Source organism: Geoalkalibacter subterraneus (assembly GCF_000827125.1).
In the GTDB taxonomy this organism is placed as follows: Bacteria; Desulfobacterota; Desulfuromonadia; order Desulfuromonadales; family Geoalkalibacteraceae; genus Geoalkalibacter_A; species Geoalkalibacter_A subterraneus.
This window is the reverse complement of record NZ_CP010311.1, coordinates 1,105,326-1,127,255: the sequence shown is the minus strand read 5'-3', so window position 1 is coordinate 1,127,255 and position 21,930 is coordinate 1,105,326. Positions and strand designations below refer to the sequence as shown.

The window sequence follows — 21,930 nt, the reverse complement described above, 5'->3', positions numbered from 1 at the left end:
GAAACAGTACCATATAATCACAGAAAAGGGAACGGGGTGCATAACGGGAACAGGGCGACCCGCTGGGTCGCCCTTGTTCAACACGGTATCCCGGTGAATCAACAGGCCATGTCGGCAGGGCACCGCATGGCACGGTTGACGGAAACGGGGTGCATAACCGAAAAGGGCGACCCGCCGGTGCGTATTTGGATGTAAGGGCGCAGCATGCTGCGCCCTTACCAAATGTTGCCCCACCCTCCTCTGCTTTCCTCCGCGTGCTCTGCGCTCTCGAGTGAACGATGTGAACGGACGGTTCAAGGTTTTTCAGGTTTTTGGGATTCCCCCCTAACCCTCATCATCCGGCGATATACCGAATTTGGCCAGGCGGTAGCGGATGGAGCGGAAGGAGATGCCGAGAAGTTCGGCGGCTTTTTTGCGTACGCCGTTTGTTTTGTCGAGGGCCTTGAGGAGGATGTCCTTTTCGATTTCGCCCAGGTAGGCGTCGATATCGAACCCGGAATCGGGGATTTCCGACAGGCGCCCTCCCCCGCCGGTGCCACTGCCCGGGACGACTCCACCCTGAAACTGGGACGGCAGCATATCGGCGGTTAAGCGTTCGGAGCCTCCTAGCACCACGCAGCGCTCGATGACGTTTTCAAGTTCACGGATATTGCCCGGCCAGTGGTATTCCACCAGCCGGCGTATGGCCTTTTCCTCTATCTCGGGATTTTCCCGCCCGGTCAGCTTGTGATAGAAGTGGGTGATCAGCAGCGGGATATCATCACGGCGCTCCCTGAGGGGGGGCAGTTCGATGCGGATGACATTGAGGCGGTAAAAAAGGTCTTCGCGGAAACGGCCGTCTGCAACTTCAACGTCCAGATCCTTGTTGGTCGCGGCAATCACTCGCACATTGCAGCGGATATCCTTGGTGCCGCCGACCCTTCGGAATTCTCTCTCCTGAATGACCCGCAGCAGCTTGACCTGCATCATGGCCGGCAATTCGCCGATTTCATCCAGAAATAGCGTGCCCTGATTGGCGATCTCGAACAGGCCGGGCTTCTGGCTGACGGCACCGGTGAACGAGCCTTTTTCGTGGCCGAACAGCTCACTTTCCAGCAGGTTTTCGGGGATGGCGCCGCAATTGATGGGAATAAACGGCATGTCGCGCCGGTCGCTGTTGTAGTGAATGGCCTTGGCGACCACTTCCTTGCCGGTGCCGCTTTCCCCGGTAATCAGAATGTTGGCGCGGGTGCCGGCCACTTTTTCGATCAGGTCGTAGAGCGCCTGCATCTTGCGGCTGCGCCCGACCAGGTTGCCGAACCCGTCTCGACGATCTTGTGCGGCCCCCGCTTTGCGGCTCTGGCGCAGAGCCTTGCGCTCCAGGGCATTCTTGACGATGAGGCGGATTTCCTCATTTTTGAAAGGCTTGGTGATATAGTCGTAGGCCCCTTTTTTCATGGCCTCGACCGCCTCTTCCGTGGAGGAAAAAGCGGTGATCATGATCACAACCGTATCGGGCATGGTCTCGCGGACGTGGGCGAGCAGTTCAAAACCCGTCACTTTGGGCATTTTGACATCGCTGATAATCAGGTCGTAGCTCTGCTCGGCCAGTCGCGCCAGCGCCTGGGCACCATCGGCAACGGCGTCGACACCATACCCTTCACGATGGAGCATGATGGAAAGAACTTCACGAATACTTTCTTCATCATCTACGACCAGTATGCGGTACTGCTGCTTTTCCAAAAGTTATGTCTCCGTTTATGACACCACCCTGAGAGTGGAATTGAATTCACAGTTTCGCTTCGTGCCCGGTTCTCTGCGGCAGGTGAATTTCAAAGCGGGCGCCGCCCGCTTTCCCTTCAAGTGCCAACACTTCTCCACCGTGACTCTCCACCACGGCATGCACGGTCGCCAGGCCGAGGCCGGTGCCGGAATCCTTGGTGGTAAAAAAGGGGTCGAAGATCTTCTGCCGAATATCCTGCGGGATGCCTGGGCCTGTGTCTTCGATAGCGATCAGGCTTTTTTCCGAATCAGCCAGAAAAGTGAGCCGGCCGTGTCGCTCCATGGCTTCACTGGCATTTACGCTCAGGTTCCACAACACCTGGCGCATCTGTTTGACATCGAGTTCAAAAAAACAAGGCCGGGGATACTGCCCGTCAATCTCTATATCACAAAAGCGCTCATCCGCCATGAGAAGATCGGCCAACTCATCAAAGAGTTGCGCCACATCGACCTTTTCTTTGAGCGGGTTGCCGGGGCGGGCATAATGAAGAAAATCGGTCAGAAGCCCGCTGAGGCGGTCGGCTTCGCGCACCACGATACTCATCAACCGCCGGTCCGGCTCGGAGAGGCCCTCGGTTTCCATCAACAGTTGCACGGAGCCGCTGATGGAAGCCAGGGGATTGCGAATCTCATGGGCCATGCCCGACGCCAGCCGCCCCACCGCCGCCAGCCGATCGGCGCGCTGCAGGCGGGCTTCCATTTCCTTGACGTGACTCAGGTCCTGAAAGGTCACCAGCAGACCAAGGATCGCCCCGCTGCGATCACGCAGGTAGGCGGCATCGTAGCCGATGGTATGCCGATTGCCGTTTTTAGCGGTTAAAAGGCATTCTCCGCGCGTGACCGGCTTGATCTCGCCGGTAAAAACGTCGAGGGCTGGAAAGACCTGGCGAACATCCCGGTCATAGACCTCTTCCAGCCGATAGCCGGTAATGCGCGTGCCCGCCGCATTGAAGGAGCGGATCCGCCCCTGGCGGTTGACCATCAGCAATCCGCTGCCGATGTTGGCGAGAATGGCGCGGTTGAGGTTTTCCAGTTCCTCATAATCGATCTCGCGCCGCACCAGCGCCTGTTGGCTGAGGCGCAACCGCTCCGAAAGAGTACCTGCCAGAAAAGCGGTCAGAAAAAACGCGACGACGTTGACGAACAGGGCGAAAAAAATCTGGCGGCCGTCCCCTTGAGCGGGGAAATGCAGCCCGCCGAGCTCCGGCAGGTAGCCGAAATACTGCAGATCGAGCAGGCTGCCGTAAAGAATAGAGGCGGCGGAAGCGACCACAAAGGCGTCGCGCCGTGCCATCAGGAACGCACTGCCGATGATAATCAGGATATACAGAAATGAAAAAATGCTGTCCTGCCCGCCGCTGAGATAAATCAGGGCAGTCACAAACAGCAGGTCCCAGACGATCTGCACCTGGGTGAAAGTCGTCAGACGGCGCACACGGGTCAGCAGCAGTGCCGAAACGATGGCTTGCAGGTAGGAAAGCCCCACCAGCGCGAACAGGATGTCAAGAGTGGGATGGTCGACGGCAAGACGGGCGCTGAGCTGATAAACGATCATCCCGCCGAGAAATAGCGAGATGACGACAACGCGCAGAAATAGAAACCAGCTCAACTGCGAACGGGTCGGCCCGGGCCGACCCGTCGCGAGGACCGCATCATCCATGACAGGTTCCGCTGTCAACCACCGACGGTGCCGGCCAGTTTGAAGATCGGCAGATACATGGCAATGACAAGGCCACCGACCGTCGTGCCGAGAAACAGCATGAGCAGCGGTTCGAGCATGGAGGTCAGCGCCGAAACGGCATCATCGACTTCATCGTCGTAGAAATCGGCGATCTTGTTGAGCATGGTATCGATGGCGCCCGACTGCTCGCCGACCGCGATCATCTGGCACACCATGGGAGGAAAGACGCCGGATTGCTCAAGAGGCTCGGCAATGGTCTTGCCCTCGCTGATGCTCTGGCGCACTTTGTAGATCGCCTTTTCAACGGTTTTGTTGCCTGCGGTCTTGGCCACAATGTCGAGGCCGTCGAGAATCGGCACGCCTGAGCTGATCATGGTGCCCAGGGTGCGGGTGAATTTAGCCACCGCCGCCTTGCGGATCAAGGGGCCGAAGATCGGCAGCTTCAGGGCCCAATCATCGATCTTCGCACGCCCCTTCTGGGTGCGGTAGATCCTCTTGAAGGCGAAAATCGAAATAATGATGCCTCCGATGATCGCGAGGATATAATCCTGCACAAAATTGCTCAGGTTAATGACGAACTGGGTCGGGGCAGGCAGCGCGCCGCCGAAATCGGCGAACATCTGCTCGAATGTCGGGATAACGAATACCAGGATGACCGCAATCACGACAAATGCGATTCCTACAACGGTCGCGGGGTAGGTCATCGCTCCCTTGATCTGTTTCTTGAGCTTGAGGGCTTTTTCGATATAAGCCGCCAGACGGTTGAGAATCGTATCGAGGATACCGCCGACCTCACCGGCCGCCACCAGGTTGACGTACAATTCGTCGAATGCCTTGGGATGTTTCTTCAAGGCATCGGCAAAAGTCGAGCCGGCTTCGACATCCTCCTTGACCTGGACCAGCATCTTCTTGAAGGTCTTGTTGTCCTGCTGGCGTCCCAGGATATCGAGACACTGCACCAGCGGAAGACCTGCATCGATCATGGTGGCGAACTGGCGGGTGAATACCACCAGGTCCTTGGTGGTGACCTTGGGCTCCATACCAGGGATCTTGAGGTCGCGGTCCAGTCCCTTGCCGCGCTCCTTGATGTTGGAGGGCATGATCCCCTGGCGACGCAGGGTTGCAGAAACGGCGGCCTGATTCGGCCCTTCCATTTCGCCTTTCTGGACCTGTCCGGCCCGTGTTTTTCCTTCCCAGGCAAATTTAGCCATTGTCCGACCTCATGATGATCGATGTTGTCGTCATCCGTTCGCCCGCGGTGCGGAGCCGGGCCCCATGCGTTTGAGCACGGAGGCGGGGTTGGCCACCATCTGGCGCAGCTCCTCATGATCGGACGACCTGTTCAGAGCATCATCGAGAGTGATGATTTTTTTGTGATAAAGCATGAAAAGGGATTGATTAAGTGTCTGCATGCCGTATTTTTCCTGCCCCATCTGCATCTGCGAATAGATCTGATGCACCTTGTCCTCGCGGATCAGGTTGCGGATCGCCGCGTTGGGCACCATGATTTCCAATGCGAGAGCACGGCCGCGGCCAGAGGCTTTCGGCAGCAGGGTCTGTGAAATGACGCCTTCGAGTACGAACGACAGTTGTGCGCGCACCTGGGTCTGCTGGCTGGTAGGGAAGACGTCGATCACACGGTTGATGGTCTGCACGCAGCCGTTGGTGTGCAGGGTGGCGAAGCAGAGGTGGCCGGTTTCGGCAATGGTCAAAGCGGCCTCGATCGTTTCAAGGTCCCGCAGCTCCCCCAGCAGCACGACGTCCGGATCCTGACGCAGAATGTGCTTGAGGGCCTTTTTAAAGGAGTCGGTATCGGCACCGACCTCACGCTGATTCACCAGGCAGCGCTTATGGGAGTGCAGGTACTCGATGGGATCTTCAATCGTGATGATGTGATCCTGGCGTTCCTCGTTGATCTGATCGATCATTGAAGCCAGGGTGGTCGACTTGCCGCTGCCGGTCGGGCCTGTGACCAGGATCAGTCCGCGCGGCTTGCGCGAGATCTCCTTGACCACCGGCGGCAGGCCGAGTTCATCATAAGTGAGGATCTTGTAGGGAATCATGCGGAACGCGCCCGCCACTGCGCCACGCTGCATGAACAGATTACCGCGGAAACGGGACAATCCCTTGACGCCGAAGGAAAAATCGAGTTCGCTTTCCTCCTCGAATTTGCGTTTCTGGGCATCCGTCAGAATGTTGTAGCACAACTGCTTGGTTTCCGCCGGCGTCATAGGCGGCAATTTCATGGGCATCACTTTGCCGTCGATGCGCAGCTGCGGCGGGGTCGCGGTCGAGATATGGAGGTCCGACGCGCCCTGCTCGACCATGGTTTTCAGCAATTGATGAATATTGGCGGACATGGCACTCCCTGTGTCATTGAATGAATGTGATCTCTCCCGTTCGCCCCTGCCGCACTTCCCCCTCTCCCAGCGGGAGATGGCCGGGGTGAGGGAGATTGGCGTTGATCAATACGGCCCCGATCAATCATGATGTACTCACGAAAATTCAGAAAATGGCTAAGCAAAAATTTCGTCCTGCAAGGCCTGGTGTTTTTTCAGGGGCGAAGGCATACATCAGTATGTCGAGGTCCTGAAAAAACGCCGTAACGCCGTAGGGCGGAATTTTTGCGACGCCATCAGTCATCGGCAATGGTGCAGCGCAGGACCTCTTCAAAAGAAACCACCCCTTCCTGCAGCTTGGTCAATGCCGACTGCCGCATGGTCTTGACCCCCAACCGCATGGATTCGCGCTTGATTTCAGCGGTATTGGCCCCAGCCAGAACCATTTCGCGAATCTCCTCGAACATGGGCATGACCTGGTACAAGCCAACCCGGCCGCGATAGCCGGTCTTGTTGCAGTGGGAGCATCCCATGCCCCGGTAGCAGACGATGCCGTCGACTTCATCACCGGGGACACCCGCCTCGATAAGGGACTGCTTGGGGATATCCTCAGGCTCTTTGCACTCGGGGCAGACCCGTCGCGCCAGGCGCTGTGCGGTAATCAGATTAACCGCCGACGCGACCAGGAATGGTTCAATCCCCATATTCAGCAGACGGTTGATGGTGCTCGGCGCGTCGTTGGTGTGCAGGGTTGAGAGCACCATATGACCGGTCAGCGCGGCCTTGACCCCGATCTCGGCGGTCTCGAAATCGCGAATCTCACCGATCATGATGATGTCCGGGTCCTGACGCAGGAAGGCGCGCAGCGCCGCGGCGAAATTGAGGCCGATCTCCTCATGCATCTGCACCTGGTTGATACCGGCGAAGTTGAATTCCACCGGATCCTCGGCGGTCGAGATATTATCGCTGACCTTGTTGAGTTCACTCAGCGCAGAATAAAGAGAAACCGTCTTGCCGGAACCCGTCGGCCCGGTGACCAAAACCATGCCGAACGGTTTGTGGATCTCTTTCTTGAACCATTTAAGCGCCTTCTCCTCATAGCCCAATTTAGTCATGTCGAGCTGAAGGTTGCCCTTGTCAAGCAGACGCAGGACAACCTTTTCCCCAAAGAGGGTCGGCATGCAGTTGACCCGGAAATCCATGTCCTTGCCGCCGGGCAGCTTGATCTTGATGCGGCCGTCCTGGGGCAGACGCCGCTCGGCGATATCCATCTCAGCCATGATTTTGAGGCGGGAGGTAATCGCGTTTTTGAGCTTCATGGGCGGCTTCATCACTTCATACAGCACACCGTCAATGCGATAGCGCACCCGGAAGACTGTTTCGTAGGGTTCGATATGGATATCCGAGGCCTTCTTTTTGATGGCGTCGGTGAGGATCAGATTGACCAGCTTGACGACGGGCGCATCTTCGGTCGCTTTTTCAAGCTCGCGCACATCGAACTTGTCATCTTCATCAACCACCTCAAGATCAATATCGTCGAGACCCTCCATAACATCGGCCAGGGTGGCGCTCTGATCGTAATACTGATCGATCGCCGCCTTGATGGCGGCATCAGGCGCCACCACGACTTCGATGTTATAGCCGGTCATGAACTTGATATCGTCAATGGCGAAGATGTTGGAAGGGTCGCTCATGGCGACGATCAGGGTGGCTCCGGCACGGTTGACCGGAATGACCTGGTATTTCTGCGCAACATCTGGCGGGATCAGGCGCAGAATGACGGGGTCGATATCAAACTCTTCGAGGTTGATTGAAGGAACCCCGTACTGCTTCGAAAGGAAGGAGGCCAGTTCATCATCCTGGATAAAACCGAGCTTGATCAGGCAGGAGCCGAGGCGCCCTCCCTGTTTTTTCTGATCCTCGATGGCCTGAGCCAGTTGATCGTCGGTGATCAATTGGCTGCGAACCAGAAGCTCTCCAAGTCGATTGCGGGTCATAAATCTAAAATTGCCCCTCTTTGAATTTTCGACATATTATAATAAATTTTTAATTGTCAACTGTCAAGACGGATGCTTTTTGTCATGCAGCACCGCCAAAAGCCGGTTTTTCATGACGCCGGCAGGCGCGGGGACGCCGGTCCAGATCCGAAATGCGTGCTCGCCCTGCCCCACCAGCATGCTCAATCCGTCAGCGGCCCGGCAGCCATGGAGACCGGCCTGCTCGCACAGGGGCGTCTTTTCGGAAGCGTACACCATATCGTAAATGCGGACCTGGGGGGACAGCAGATGCCAGGGCAGCGCGATGCGCTCGCCCTTCAAGCCGAGAGTCGTGGTGTTGATCACCAGATCGACCTCGGCCAGGGCCGCCGCCGGGAATGTCGACGGTTCCTGAAAATCCCAGGGATATGTTGCAAATGCTGTGCCTGGAAAATGCGCCGAGAATTCATCCGCCAGCTTCTGTGCCCGTTGTGCGGTGCGATTAACCCAGTCAATGCGTTTTGCTCCGGCGTAACAAAGGGCCACTGCTGCAGCACGGCAGGCTCCACCGGCCCCCAGTAGCAACACGCGGCTGCCCGCAGGATCAAAATCGAGTTCCGTGCGCAGAGCCTCCAATAATCCGACTCCATCCGTGTTATAGCCAAAAAGCCGACCGTCGCGATGGAGGATGGTATTGACCGCTCCGATCAGCCGCGCGTTGGCATCCACGTCATCCAGCAGGTCAAGGACCTTCTCCTTATGCGGAACGGTCACGTTGAGACCGGCGATGCCGAGGGACCGCAAACCGGCCACCGCAGCTGCAAGCTGGTGTGGCCGCACGTGGAAAGGCACATAGACCGCGTCGATCCGGGCCTTTTCAAAAGCGGCGTTCTGCATGACCGGAGACAGCGAATGAGCGACAGGGTCCCCGAATATCCCGAAAACGCGGGTGGTTCCGCGAATGCAGATCTCCTCGGTTGTCCCGTTCATCGCTCGCGCCTCAGATATTCGCGGTAGCCGATAACCCGTTCATTCTTCAACACTTCACGAGCGTGAGCGACGTCCTGGCGAATGGCCTCGATCAGGGAGTCAACACCGGAGAACTTCTTTTCCGGGCGCAATCTCTGGAAAAAATAGATCCGCAGCCTTTCCCCGTAAAGGCTGCCTTCGAAACCGAGCAGATGCACTTCGATGGTCTGAGCCGAACCTTCAAAGGTGGGTTTACGACCGATATTGACCACCGCATCGTAGAGACGCCGGCCATGGCGCGCTTTCACCGCGTAGACACCCGGCGCGGGAAGCATCTCCTTCTCCGTCACCAGGTTGGCGGTCGGGAAGCCAAGCTCTCTTCCGCGGTGGTCGCCATGGACCACCTGCCCTTCCAGGTTGTACTGTCGGCCAAGAAGAGCAACGACCTGATCCACCTCGCCGCAGGCGATCATTTCGCGGATTCGCGAGGAGCTGTAGATGACACCGTCGCGCGAGATGGGCGAGAGGACATCCACCTCGAAGCCGAGCCGACACCCGAGCTGTTCAAGAAAATCCGCGTCTCCCTGTCGCCCACGGCCGAAACGGTAATCGTAGCCGACCACGATGCGGCGCGCACCGATGCGTTCAACCAGGATGTCATGAACAAACTGCTCCGGGCGCATGGCCGCGAATTCCCTGGTGAAGGTCGGGCAGATCAGCACATCAACCCCGGATGCGGCGACCAGGCGTACTTTCTCGTCGTAGGTGTTGAGCAGTTTCAACTCCCGCCGGGGATCAAGAACCTTGAGAGGATGCGGATGGAAACTGAATACAATCGCGGTCCCGTCGGCTTCGCGCGCCTTATCGATCACATGATGGAAAATTTCCCGGTGCCCAAGGTGAACGCCGTCGAAATTGCCAAGAGTCACCACAGCGTTGGGGAACGGCTCTTTAATGCGGGACAAATCAGTAATGGTCTTCATCGTGAACAGCCGTTGTTATGAGGAGGGTTTATCATCGTCCGCAGCGTCCGCGTCCTTAGTCGCGTCTGCATCCAGAACAAAGTCGATCTGACGGCGCTCCAGGTCCACATGCTCGACGCGCACCCGCACCTCGGAACCGATCTGGTAGACGCGCCGGTGGTTTTCGCCCAACAGGCGGTGGATCTCTTCTTCAAAATGGTAGAAATCATCGTGCAGGGAAGACACATGAACCAGCCCCTCCACAAAGAACTCCTTGAGCTCAACGAAGAACCCGAACGCCTGCACGCCTGAAATGATCCCCTCGAAACTGTCGCCGGTATGCTGAACCATGAACTGGCATTTCTTCAGATCGACGATGTCGCGTTCGGCTTCCATGGCTCTGCGCTCGCGGGCGGACGTCTGCTCGCCGATGCGCGGCAGGTTGCGCTCGAGCTTGCCGCGCTTTTTCTCGCTGAGGCCGCCGGGCGCCAGGGCATCGCGCAGGATGCGATGCACGACAAGATCGGGATAGCGACGGATCGGGGAGGTGAAATGGCAGTAATCGTCGGCGGCCAGGCCGAAATGACCGACGTTTTCAGGTGCGTAGCGGGCCTGCTTCATACAGCGCAGCAGAACCTGGTTGATCATGCGCTCTTCAGGGCGCCCTTCCACCGCGTCGAGAACTTTCTGCAGATCGCGCGGCGAAACCTTCTCGTCGCGCAGGCTGAGATCAAATCCGAAATGGCGCACAAACTCCTGAAAGTTTTTCAATTTTTCAAGATCGGGCGTTTCATGGACGCGATACAGAAGCGGCAGTTCGCGCTCGCTGAGATAGCCCGCCACGGCTTCGTTGGCCGCCAGCATGAACTCCTCGATCAAGCGATGGGCGAAATGTCGCTCGCTGCGCACGATATCCTCGATGCGCCCCTGCAGATCGAGAATGATCTCCGCTTCGGGCAGGTCGAAGTCGATGCTGCCGCGTTTGCGGCGCCGGTCCATCAGACGCCGCGCAAGAACCTTCATGATTGCAAGCGGCCCTTCGATGCCGGGATGTCGCTTGAGGACCTCAGAGCCGTTCTCCTCCAGAACGGCGCGCACCTCGGTGTAGGTCAGGCGGGCATCGCTGCGGATCACGGAGGGATAGAAACGGCTTTCAATGCGGTTGCCGGACCCGTCGAAAAGCATCTCCGCCGTCATCGCAAGACGTTCAACATCCGGGTTGAGGGAGCAGATGCCGTTGCTGAGCTTTTCCGGCAGCATGGGGATGCAGCGGCCGGGGAAATAGACGCTGGTGCCGCGTTCATAGGCTTCGTGGTCGATTTCGCTGCCCGGTTTGACGTAATGTCCCACGTCGGCGATGGAAACCCACAGGCGGACCCGCCCTCCCCCCTCATCGCGCACCGAAACAGCGTCATCGAAATCCTTGGCCGTTTCACCGTCGATAGTCATGGTGATCAACTCGCGCAGATCCTCGCGCCCGCCAAACTCCTCCGGCGAGACCTGGTCCGGAATCTCCTGCGCCGCCGCCAGCACCGATGCAGGAAAGCGATGCGGCAGGCCATGCTGATGGATGATGGTCATCACTTCGACTTCCGGATCGCCGGCCTCGCCCAGCACCTCGATCACCGTTCCTTCAGGGTTACGGTTCTTGCTGGGGAAGGAATCGATGCGGGCCACCACGATCTGACCGGTCTTCGCCTTGCCCCGCGCGGCACGGGGGATGAAGACATCCTGGGTCAGACGCGGATCGGAGGGGATCAGGTACGCCATTTTGCGGCTCTGCTCAAAGCGCCCGACCACGGTGTGATGGGCGCGATTGACAACCCGCACGATGCGCCCTTCAGGCTTGCCGGTGCGGGCGCCGCGCTCCACCCGGACCAGAACCTGGTCGCCGTGCATGGCCTCGCGGGCGAAACGAGCGGGGATGAAGATATCCTTGCGCCGCTCTTCATCCTCCTCGGCCTCCGGCGTCACAAAACCGTAGCCGTCACGGTGGATGCTGATCGTGCCGGTCACCAGGCTGACCTTGCGCGGTAGGGCGTAACGCCGCCCTTTGAGCTGCACCAAAGCGCTCTGGGCTACAAGGTCGTCCAGAAGAGCCATAAGCTTCTTGCGCTCGCCCTTGGGCACATCGAGCTGCCTGGCGATTTCTGCGGGCGTAAGGGGCAGACGAGCACGACCCGAGAAAAAATCAATGACTTCCTGTGCGGTGACTTTCATAACGACCTTCTCCGACCTTAAATGAAGGGAACGGTGAAACCCCGGTGGAGAGATCCATGCCGGGGTTTTTTATACAGAATACCAGAGAGGTCTTTATTCGGTAATCGTTTCATCTTCTTCAATGGGATTGATTACCAGGCCGGTCAACAGCTTGGGGTAGAAATAGGTCGATTTCTGCGGCATCTTTTCCCCGGCATTGGCCACGTCGCGAACTTCGGACATGCGCGGCGGATTCATCAGAAAAGCAGCCTGGAATTCCCCCGACACAACGGACTCAAAAGGTTCATCGAAGTTTTTGACGTACTTGAGATTGGTCTGTTTTTCCTGCGCTTCCGGGTCAATCCCCAGCAGCTTTTCAAAGATCAGCCGGTGCAGAATCGAAACATCCAGGGTACGGAGAGCCTTGGGGCTTTTCTCGTCGAAAAATTCATCCATAATGCTCTCATCGCGCAGGGTCAGGTAATAGACCTTGCCGCCGCCGGAAAAAAGCGCCAGCGCATGGGCCTGCTTGCCTTTTTCCTGCAACCGCTCACGAACCCGGCGGCGCTCGGTGGTATCCAGTGGGTTGAAATCGGCCGCCTCGACCTCGAAATAAGTTTTAAGTCCATCGAGCAGTTCGGGAAGGTTGAACGATTGCAGACCGTGCACCAGGCGATGGGTGGGAAAGATGAGCATGCCCTTGTCATCCATGTTGGAGAAATACATCAGCACGTAGTTGAAAAGCTCTTTGCCGCTGTAATCCGGGTGCTTTTCGCGCATTTCATTGCGATAGTTGATCGCGGTCTCGTAGCGGTGATGTCCGTCGGCGATAAACAGCGGCTTGTTGTCGATCAGGCTGCGGATTTTAGCGATCTGATCCGGGTCGGACAGCTGCCACAGGCGGTGCTTGACGCCATCATCATCGGTCACCGCCACGTCGGGTGCGCGTTCGCGCTCCTTGCGGCTGAGGGATTCAAGCGCGCAGCAGGGATCACTGTAAATAGAGAAGATGGGGCTGAAATTGGCGCCGCAGGCGCGGGTGAGATTGAGGCGGTCCGTTTTCGGCCCGGAGAGGGTCTTTTCATGCGGCTTGACCATGCCGGAGGAGAAGTCCTCGATGCGGGTCAGGGCCATAAATCCCTGGCGAACCACGACCTCCCCGTTCTCCAGCGGGTACTCCTGGTCGTAAAGATAGATGGACGGCTCGGCATCCCGCGTCAGAACCTCTTCCTGCCGCCATTGAGAAAAATCCTGCGCCGCGCGGGTGTAGCGATTGTCGGCCTCGGTATCCTTTTCGTCAGTTTTGCCCAGGATCAGGCGAACCACGTTGTGGGGATCGCGCTGGTAGAGTTCGCCCTGAAGCGCCGGGGAAATCACATCGTAGGGGGGCGCCATGACGTTATTGAGATCAGCAATTTTTTCGGCGTTGTACCGCAGCGCCCGAAAGGGAGCGATTTTAGCCATCGGAAGTCTCCTTGAGAGGAAATTTTCGGAAGTCTCATCCTAAACGGACACTCAGATTGGATCAAGTGTTTGTTTTTGGGAAAGGGAGAGAGGAAATTTCTTGAAAAACCCAATAATGCATTCTATAGTTCGCGCAAAGCGAACAAGGGGGATCAATGTCGTACCAATATGAACAATTTTCTCGTGCGTTGTATCTGCTGGACCGGCGACTCGCCATCAGTAACGCGCCAAACTACAATCTCGTAGTTTGCGGCGGGACAGCTTTAATCGCCACCGGTCTTGTTCACAGGGTCACCAAAGATGTCGATGTCGTCGCTTTAGCCGATGATCAGGGTTGTCTGATCGATCCTGCACCTCTGCCGCCTCCTTTGATTCAAGAAGCACTGCAGGTGGCCGAAGACCTGAATCTTCCAGAAGACTGGTTGAATAATGGACCAAGCCAGGGAGAAGGCGGACTCTTTCGTCTCGGGCTCCCTCAAGGATTCATTGACCGTCTGGAGTGGACCAGATTCGGGGACAAATTAACCGTTGCTTTTATCGGGCGAAGAGATCAGATTTTCTTTAAGCTCTATGCAGCAGTAGATCAATTCGGCAGTTACCATGCGGCCGATCTTCAGGCGCTCAAACCGACAGATACGGAGTTGCTCGATGCAGCAGCATGGACCCGGACACACGATCCTTCTCAGGGCTACCTGGAAGGCCTCATGATGTTTTTCAGGGAGTTTGGATATGAGCACCTCGTTGAGAGAATTTAAACAGATTGTACTGGAAAAGCTCCTCGACTTTCTGTGGCGTCAATGGACGGCGATCGGAGTTTCCGGATACGGCAGTTCGGAGGAAACAAAAGTTGTCGATCCGGAAGCACTCCTTCTGCTCACATTAACGGTTGCCCGCTACGACCCCCGTTTATTCGACCAGGTCATGGACTGGCTTGAACTCAACGGAGATTTCCTGAACATACAGCGACTCCAGAACATTACCCAAAAATTCGAATTCCAATGTGGACCAGCGCTCAGCTCCGTCGCCGAAATACTGGGGCAAAAAACTGCAGTCGCCCTTAAATGGAAGAAACTAGCAACAAAATACGTCTGCGAGGAGGAAGAACCTCTCTTTTTCCAGCAAAACGGAAACCCTCTGCCGGCTCCAAAAGAATGCGACGAAATCTTTCGCCGCCATGGGCTGTTACGCCCCCCATATCAGAGAAGAAAGCTCTCCAGACCTTTCCCACGCAACGGCATGCCGCCGTTACTGCTTCGCTTGCGAGCTTTGTTTGGTGTGAGCCACCGCTGTGAAATTCTCAGCGTACTCGGCTCGACAGACGAAATGCATCCGTCACAAATCGCAAAAGTGACGGGCTTCGGCCCGCGCTCAACGCAAAACATACTGGCGGAAATGGTTCATTCCGGCGCAATACAGGTGCGCAGCGATGCTCGCGAAAAATTCTATGCCTTGACGCCTGGAATCCTCGACCAGTTGCTGCGGCCTCAAGGGCCGACTCCATGGGTCAAGTCCATTGCATTGTTCCGGGCTCTTGAGATTCTTTGGATAGAGATATCCAACCCGGGCTTGATCAACCAAGAGCCTTTGGTTCTTGCCTCCCAATGGCGGGTGACCGCAAAAAAAATCAAACCACTGCTTGGGGATGCCGGTTTTGGTCAGCCATTGCGTGAAGGGGCTTACACGGGAGAAAAATACCACCAGATTTTTGCAGATGACATCGTTCAGGTTATAAAAAAACTGTAAAATCAAACAGAAGGTCGAAGCCGGGAGGGCTACATGGGTGATTTCCCCAGCGATCCGCAGATCTGCCGCCAGTGTCGTGGTTTGTGCTGCCAAGGGCATCCGGGAGTTTACTCTGACCCGGAGGGGTTTGTCAGGCGCTATTTCGGCGGGGAGAGAGTCACTCCCGAACAGTTGCGCTTCACCCTGCCCTTTCTTGGTATGGAGTTGCGCGATGTGCGGGGCGTACCGATCCCTACTCCGCGATTCGCCCCATGGGGCTGCGTTCATCTGGGGGCACACGGCTGTCGGCTGCCACCTGAGGACAGGCCGGAGCAGTGCAGGGCATTGATCCCTGAATTTGAGACGCTGGTGGAAGGAGAGATGCGCTGTCGCCTGCCGGCACAGTTCGGAACGGGGAGTATCCGGGAGGTTTGGCGGCGGTTCTGGAGGGCAGGATAACGCAGGGGCGCAGCATGCTGCGCCCCTACCCCTTACCGCTGTTGTCCTTGTTCAGTTTTCCTGCTTTACCATTGCATCCAGTAAACCGGGTTGATAAGCCGAGCACCCATCCCTTCGATGGTGTTGACACGGTTGCTCGAACTGATCATAAGGGTCGCCTGACCGCTGGCATCGATCAGGGTGACAATCCCTGAAGGAATCCCCTGCCCGATGGTTTTGACACGGTCGGCTTTGCGCAGAACATATCCATCCGTGTTTTCAGCGCGTTCATTCCCATCGGTATTTTCACCGTCATTGTCGGGATCCCAGTTGAGAATCGCTTCACCGGTTTTGGCATTGACGCCGTAAACCCGGGCAGTACCGAGATGGTTGGGGTTGCATGGATCCGGCGCGATCAGATTGTTGGGAGTATAGGTGGTATATAAAGCGATATTGTTGAACACCACCGTTCCCGCCAGTGCTTTTTCTCCGTCATCTTCCAGGTCAATATACCATCCATAATTGTTCGCATCGTTCATTCCATCAAGGATGGCCTGCGCCTGGTCCGGAGTCGTGTCGGCCAGTTGGAGTTCGTTCCCTGTAACATCCATCAAATCCGTATGGTTGATGGCATCAGCTGTCGCCTGCCCTTTGTCTACGACTTTGTAGAGCCGATCGGTTACCGCAGTATTGAGGGGATGTGAGCGATCCCCCGTTCCAAAATACAGGATCGGCCGAATACGATTTACCACCTGATCGCCCTCCTGGATTTTAACGCGATCGAAGGTCACCGAAGGGCGATAAAAAATCTTGCGCCCGACATCCAAAGCACCAGTATTGGCATTGAAAATGATATTGCCGGTCCAATCGGTTGCTGGATTATTGCCCGCAAGCTTGAATCGCCACATGCGCCCACCTGTATCTCCTGCATAGATGGTATCTGCATAACCATCGGCGTTAACGTCCAGCACAGCCAGGTCCGTCGGAAACGAGAAGGTCAGATCAGAATTCTCAGTTGGTGTATAAGCCCAGATAAGGGTCGGTTCGCTTGGAACGCTGGGAACGTATTGCCCATTGATGTTCTTGTTCAGCGTCGCCACTTCAAAAGCATAAAGTCCCCGTCCTTTCGGGTTGTGGGGGGCGGCACCATTACTGGAGGTCACATTGGCGCTTCCGGCGCTTATTCCGTTAAGATCGGTTGTGTCATCTGTAGAGGCAGGGAAAGTCTGCGTTGCTCCCCAACGCAGATCCTCATTATTGTCATATCCGGCTCCAACAAATGCGACAACTTTGGTTTTTTCCGTACCGCCATCATTTACCTTGACTTTGGTCAGCCGAGGCTGGCTCCAAGTTTCGCCTATTTCAGAGAATGCACCAAGAGTATTGTCGATATCCCAAAGAAAGACCGGGGCCTCAGGGTCGGTCACATCCAGAACGGTGTAGGCTCCGCGAGAATCGTCTTCCAGAAGACGATTCGAGCCACCCCCGCGCCCCTGACCTATCACCATAAGAACCAAATCGCCTTCTTCGATTTTGCCATTCTCATTATGATCGTGCACATAAAGGGTCGGCGAAGAATCGACCATGTATTGATGGGCGGGGTCCTGCAAATGCTTTAATTTCGGCAAGAGATTGGGCGGGATGAACGCCCAGGCTTCAGAGCCATCACAGTCGCGGATGGCGTGAATCATCCCCTCATTGCTGCCTACGAAAATATAGCTGCGATTGCCGGAGGGATCGCTCTGATAGCAGATCTGCTCTTTATCTGCGTCAAAATCCTGATAATGAAACACGACCGGTCGAGAATGCAGAATATCTCCCATCAACCAAGGGCGGGGTTCGTCAATGATGCCGTCATCATCGTGGTCGAAAAGATCGAGGTCGCCCAATAGATAGGCAATCAGGTCGTCACGTTCTTCGGAATCGGCAATCCCGGTATTTTCTGCGGTGAGGTTGGCCGTGTCGATCTTATTGTCAGTGTGATTCAGGCTGGTGCTGGGGCCGAGATAGGTCACTACCTTACGATCTTCGCCCGCCAGTTTACGGGCAAGCATGGTGCCTGCGGCACCGCCGGCATCGATCAGACCGCCATCACCGGAACTGGCCGGACGGGTTGCCAGACCGCCATTATCACTGTTGGACAGCGCCATAATATCTCCAGCATTGTTGACGCCCCAAAAAGAATTGGTGGCCGTGATAAAATCACCATCTTCTTCGGTTGCGGAATCGCTATTAATATCCTCAAGCTCGTTTTGATCATTGACTTTGTATTTCTTGAGATTTCCAAGCCAAGGTTTTCCCTGCTGAGGCTTGAACAGGCCAAGATACACCCGGTCGCTGCTCAGGGTACGGTTGGTGGTGCTGGCAGGCACTACCGGCGCCACGAACGAGGTATTTTCTTCAAGCACCATTCGGAAAATCAAACCCTGCAGCGCCGCCACCAATTCATTGGCGTTGAAGACATTGTGAAATTCGCCTTTGCCGTTGACTGCGGCACGCACGATCAATCCATCTTGTTTCTGAAACGCCAGAATCATGTGGGTAGCGACTTCATACTCATTCCAGAGTTTAAAGGCCACGTCGTCAAGGTAATGCACCCCGAGACCATAGACGCCTTCGTCATCCACATCCGGATAAACCGTTCCTCGATAAGTAATCTCAATGTTGTTGTCGGCATCGCCAATATTGGCAGCTAATTTGGGATCGCCCTCCGAATTGGATAAACCGTTGGTCAGAAAGATCACATGGGTATTGCAATCGATTGCCAGATCTGCCGGGATTGAGCTGGTTTCCGTAATTGGAGTCCAGTCGGCACCCAGGTAGGCGCCAGCGTCATACAACGCTTCGGACTGAGGTCGTTGAGGTCCGGCGGTAATTGCTGCCGGGCCGTCATTCTCCCCCGGACCGGGAAGCGCAGCCAGAAAATCCTCGATCACATCCGGAATTTTGTTGTTGTTGCTATCGGTCGAATCCGATCCGAAATCGGTGACGTCCTGAATAATCGTTCCGCCCTTGTTGTTGGCGCCGTAAATCATGGCTCCGAAATTGGCCAGATGATAAGTCGATTTCAACACCTGCTCCAGTGCGTTGTACATGATTTCGCGTTGGTTCAGGGCATCGCCCCCGAGAGAATATTCAATGGCAACGGCCCAGGCGTCGGCGGCTCCTTCGAAATCGGTCACAGCCCAATAGTCCTGCCACTCATCGCCAAAGCCGGGCTTGTTGCTCTCAGTCGATGTGTGCTCGGCCAAAAGCTTGTAATGCTCCCCATCCACCTCCACTACGGGCGTATCTGGAGGAGTTTTGGTGTAGTAGATATAGTTATTGAGGGCATAGACACTCCCCTTGGGCGCCGTCACGCACTTATTCTGGTTGGCTTTTATGATCGGTCGCTCTGCCGTGCCGTCGGCGGTATAGGTCCCGTAGGCGACCAAGTCGTGGGCAACAACGTCGGGGCAGTTGCTGAAGGTGGCAAGATTGTTGAAGTTAACAACTTCTCCGCCACTTTCAACGACACTGTCATTGCTCAGAAGCAAAGCGGTGAAATTACCCTGGTTGTCTCCCTCATAGATATCCCATGGGGAGCCCTGCACCCCGGTGTCGGGATCTGGATAGGGGGAATCGGCGTCAAAGAAATATTCCTGCCCTGCAGCCTTATTCAGTGTCGCTTTGCTGTTATCAATGATGAACAGGATGTTGGGCTTGACCTTGGCCGGATCGCCAGTATAGATGGCTGTGTCGCCAAGGTAGGTGTCGCTTCCGGCCCATGTGATTGCTGCTGTCACCAGACAAAAAGTTGCGGTAAACACGAAGAATAAACGTCTGACCATAACCATCAGCCTCCCCCGGAGGTCCGGAAAATCGAATCGTCGTCATGGCGGTACATACGCACCACCTGGGTTTCTACGTCCTGACTCCGTCCGCCCGGCCCTTCGCCACGCACGGAGATGAAGTAGTAATTGGCGCCAAACTCTGAACCGTAGCGGGACCTCAATCGCAGCGGCACCACACCGGCTCCGCCATCGGCAATCTCCCCCTCCGTAATCTCACCCCGACCGGCGGCCTTGGTGTTGCCGGCGTCGATATAAGGCTTATGGGCATTCGAAGCGAGATCAACCGAGCCGCTCATGTTCAGCAGGATGTCGCGATTGAGGGCGTACTCAATGCCACGCTGGGCAGCAAAAAAAGCCTGGTATTCCGCCTGCTGAAGCCCTGCCGGAACAAGCTGCCTGGTTGATGAATTCCACGCCACCATGCCAAGGACCGTCAGGATCAACAGCATGGAAACAGCCAGGACTAGCGCCATACCACGTTCATCGGACAAACGGGTACGTAGAAGACGTCGCACCCCAAGCGATCGCGAAGCACTAGTTCCTGTTTTTTTTAAATCCATGCTCCACCTCATCTTTCTTTCTGCGAACTCAGATATTCCGCACCGCCACACTGGTGCGGAAAGTTTTTTGCCGAGGTCTAATCTTTTTGGCAGCCTCTGGGTTGGTATCGGGGTCAGGCCCCGCAATACCCTCGATCCTCATATTGACCGCAACGACCAAATCTTCATCGTTGAGCGTGTAGTCAAACACAACATCCTTCAACCCACGGGCAAGCGTCTGGGGAGGCCCGCTATTGACAATGCGCTGCAAAGCGTTGTCCGGGGCAGAGAGGTACCGATAACGGACCTCGTTCACCAACGGCGCCCCAGCCACCACACGCACAATCATGTCGCCGGCCGCATAGGAATAATCAATCCCCCCATTGAACCCTGCTAGGGTTATTTCGGGATTGTCAGGGTCGGTTTGCGCGTCTACCGACTGCACGGTAAATACCAGATCGGATGGGTCGGCAACATTCCCTTCGCCCGGTTGCTCCTGGTTCGGCGGCCGGATAATACGAACGGTATCACCCGTGCTGAATCTTTCCGCCATTGAAGAAGAGTAGATAACAAAGGTCTTCTGTACTCCTATGGAGGGATCAGGACCTGTGATGCGCGCATAGCGACGTGAAGGTGATGTTGTGCTGATAGTGAACTCCGTGGGCGAAATATCGATAATCGGCGGTTCCACGGTTAGAAAACCTGCCATACGCACATCTTTACTCAATTGATCCAGCGCCAGCCGCAAATTGGCCTGAACATCGCCGAAATCGGTTTCAACCTTTGAAGTGCGATGACTGCCGATATAGAGGGTCATGGAAGCACTCATCACCACCAGCATGACGGTTGCAGCAACGATCAATTCCGGGAGGCTGAAACCGCGTTCATTTCGTAAAACATCAGCGATCATTAAACAAATCCTCAGAAGTAGCGTTTCAGAACCGTGACATTGACGGCTCGCGGTGCATGCCGGCCGCCGACCCTCTGTCTGAACTGATCAGACACCACACGCATGTCAATACGCGACACATGATCGACACCATCTGCATCAACTGTAAGGTCCAGTGTGAGTTGGTAGCCGCTGTCGGAGAGTATCTGGATCAGATCATCCAGGGAAGAATCATTCAGATCATCCAGTGCAACATTTTCCAGGTCCTCCGCTCTCAGCCACGGCCGATCTCCGTCAATGGATTGGAACCGCTCCATAGCAGCCTGGGCAAGGCTGGTCGCTTCAACTAGGTCGGCAGCCTGGCTGTTGCTCTGGATGGTCGTGACCTGCAACCCCGCCAATGCCAGAAGACCGACGGCCAGGATGGTCACCGCCACCAACATCTCGACAAGGGTAAAACCGTTCTGGTTCATAAAAGACTCCCGCAATGTACGACAAAACATGCTGCTAAAACATTTTATGCAAAATAAGCTCCACAGACAGAGAAGCTCTTAACATGTCGAAAATACGCATTTATTTTTAAGACAAACAAAAATTTTTTCCTGGGGAGGAGGCAACCATGCAAAATTTGCGCGGTCTTGCGAAGTGATCAGACAGGAATTGTCAGGAGGCAGGGTCAGGGGCGAACAACCTCTACACTGCCGGTGGTCGGGGAAAGAAGGCGGGTGGTGAATTTGTGGTCGGGGTCTTTGGCCTTGTTCAGAATACAGATGGAGGCAGCACGATTGACCGTTCCGTTGGGATAAAAGCGCAGAGTGATCTCTCCGTCCGTCTGTGAACAGTCTGTTTCATCGCCGGGGTCTGAGGCCGCGCGCAGATCAACCAGGGAGGAAACCTTTTTCTCGCTTCCCCGATATCGGATTTGGTTACTTCCTAGATCGATTGCCAGGCTTTGCTCACGATTCTGGGTAATTGCCTCGGTGCGCGCTGTACGCATAGACGAGGCCACCTCACGTGCGGCGGACCGATACGCCGCGTTGCGCATAAAAACCTTGTAATAGGGATAGCCGATATAGGTCAGCAGCGAGATCAGGCCGACGACCACGATCATTTCGATGAGGGCGAAACCTCCCCGGCGACGTATCAGCATGTTAAAGA

Annotated in this window: 17 protein-coding genes; 3 read left to right on the top strand and 14 right to left on the bottom strand. The window is 55.9% G+C overall.

Features of this window, described 5'->3' with window-relative positions; all coding sequences use genetic code 11:
* Positions 1–324: 324 nt before the first annotated feature.
* From GSUB_RS04995 to GSUB_RS04955, 9 genes are all read right to left on the bottom strand, one after another.
* A complete protein-coding gene (locus GSUB_RS04995; protein ID WP_040199512.1) occupies positions 325–1,722 on the bottom strand; it encodes a sigma-54-dependent transcriptional regulator in 1,398 nt (465 codons plus the stop codon).
* Between the two features lie 46 nt (positions 1,723–1,768).
* Positions 1,769–3,421 (bottom strand): two-component system sensor histidine kinase NtrB, encoded by a 1,653-nt coding sequence (locus tag GSUB_RS04990; RefSeq protein ID WP_052464567.1) that lies wholly within the window; start codon positions 3,419–3,421, stop codon positions 1,769–1,771.
* Between the two features lie 14 nt (positions 3,422–3,435).
* Positions 3,436–4,653 carry a type II secretion system F family protein gene (locus tag GSUB_RS04985; RefSeq protein WP_040199511.1) on the bottom strand — a complete coding sequence of 406 codons (1,218 nt, stop codon included), beginning with the start codon at positions 4,651–4,653 and terminating at the stop codon, positions 3,436–3,438.
* A 30-nt stretch (positions 4,654–4,683) separates the two neighbouring features.
* Positions 4,684–5,802, bottom strand: a complete 1,119-nt coding sequence (locus tag GSUB_RS04980; protein ID WP_040199510.1) for a type IV pilus twitching motility protein PilT — start codon at positions 5,800–5,802, stop codon at positions 4,684–4,686.
* A 275-nt stretch (positions 5,803–6,077) separates the two neighbouring features.
* Complete coding sequence (pilB, locus tag GSUB_RS04975; protein ID WP_040199509.1) at positions 6,078–7,778, bottom strand: type IV-A pilus assembly ATPase PilB; 1,701 nt, start codon at positions 7,776–7,778, stop codon at positions 6,078–6,080.
* 63 nt (positions 7,779–7,841) lie between these two features.
* Positions 7,842–8,747 (bottom strand): shikimate dehydrogenase, encoded by a 906-nt coding sequence (gene aroE / locus GSUB_RS04970; RefSeq protein WP_235269911.1) that lies wholly within the window; start codon positions 8,745–8,747, stop codon positions 7,842–7,844.
* Positions 8,744–9,709, bottom strand: coding sequence for a bifunctional riboflavin kinase/FAD synthetase (locus GSUB_RS04965; protein ID WP_040199508.1), 966 nt, complete (start codon positions 9,707–9,709; stop codon positions 8,744–8,746). The genes aroE and GSUB_RS04965 overlap by 4 nt, the downstream gene beginning before the upstream one ends.
* A 15-nt stretch (positions 9,710–9,724) precedes the next feature.
* A complete protein-coding gene (gene rnr / locus GSUB_RS04960; RefSeq protein WP_052464565.1) occupies positions 9,725–11,908 on the bottom strand; it encodes a ribonuclease R in 2,184 nt (727 codons plus the stop codon).
* Positions 11,909–12,001: 93 nt separating this feature from the next.
* Positions 12,002–13,351 (bottom strand): DUF1015 domain-containing protein, encoded by a 1,350-nt coding sequence (locus GSUB_RS04955; protein WP_040199507.1) that lies wholly within the window; start codon positions 13,349–13,351, stop codon positions 12,002–12,004.
* A gap of 155 nt (positions 13,352–13,506) precedes the next feature.
* Here GSUB_RS04955 and GSUB_RS04950 point away from each other — a divergent pair, with 155 nt between their 5' ends.
* From GSUB_RS04950 to GSUB_RS18980, 3 genes are read left to right on the top strand one after another with little or no spacing between them, the layout of a single operon-like run.
* The gene (locus tag GSUB_RS04950; RefSeq protein ID WP_040199506.1) at positions 13,507–14,106 is read left to right on the top strand and encodes a hypothetical protein; all 600 of its coding nucleotides are present in this window, start codon (positions 13,507–13,509) and stop codon (positions 14,104–14,106) included.
* Entirely contained in the window at positions 14,081–15,094 is a 1,014-nt protein-coding gene (locus GSUB_RS04945; RefSeq protein ID WP_040199505.1) for a helix-turn-helix domain-containing protein, read from the top strand. Before GSUB_RS04950 ends, GSUB_RS04945 begins: the two co-directional genes overlap by 26 nt.
* 33 nt (positions 15,095–15,127) lie before the next feature.
* The gene (locus tag GSUB_RS18980; RefSeq protein ID WP_144401956.1) at positions 15,128–15,532 is read left to right on the top strand and encodes a hypothetical protein; all 405 of its coding nucleotides are present in this window, start codon (positions 15,128–15,130) and stop codon (positions 15,530–15,532) included.
* A gap of 65 nt (positions 15,533–15,597) precedes the next feature.
* Here the strand turns inward: GSUB_RS18980 and GSUB_RS04940 are convergent, their stop codons facing one another.
* The 5 genes from GSUB_RS04940 to GSUB_RS04920 form a co-directional block, all read right to left on the bottom strand.
* Complete coding sequence (locus tag GSUB_RS04940; RefSeq protein ID WP_158414042.1) at positions 15,598–19,341, bottom strand: pilus assembly protein; 3,744 nt, start codon at positions 19,339–19,341, stop codon at positions 15,598–15,600.
* Between the two features lie 5 nt (positions 19,342–19,346).
* A complete protein-coding gene (locus GSUB_RS04935; RefSeq protein ID WP_144401955.1) occupies positions 19,347–19,904 on the bottom strand; it encodes a pilus assembly PilX family protein in 558 nt (185 codons plus the stop codon).
* A gap of 28 nt (positions 19,905–19,932) precedes the next feature.
* Entirely contained in the window at positions 19,933–20,793 is an 861-nt protein-coding gene (locus tag GSUB_RS04930) for a PilW family protein (RefSeq protein ID WP_040199502.1), read from the bottom strand.
* 11 nt (positions 20,794–20,804) lie between these two features.
* Complete coding sequence (locus GSUB_RS04925; protein WP_040199501.1) at positions 20,805–21,245, bottom strand: type IV pilus modification PilV family protein; 441 nt, start codon at positions 21,243–21,245, stop codon at positions 20,805–20,807.
* A gap of 203 nt (positions 21,246–21,448) precedes the next feature.
* Complete coding sequence (locus GSUB_RS04920) at positions 21,449–21,922, bottom strand: GspH/FimT family pseudopilin (RefSeq protein WP_040199500.1); 474 nt, start codon at positions 21,920–21,922, stop codon at positions 21,449–21,451.
* Positions 21,923–21,930 lie beyond the last annotated feature (8 nt).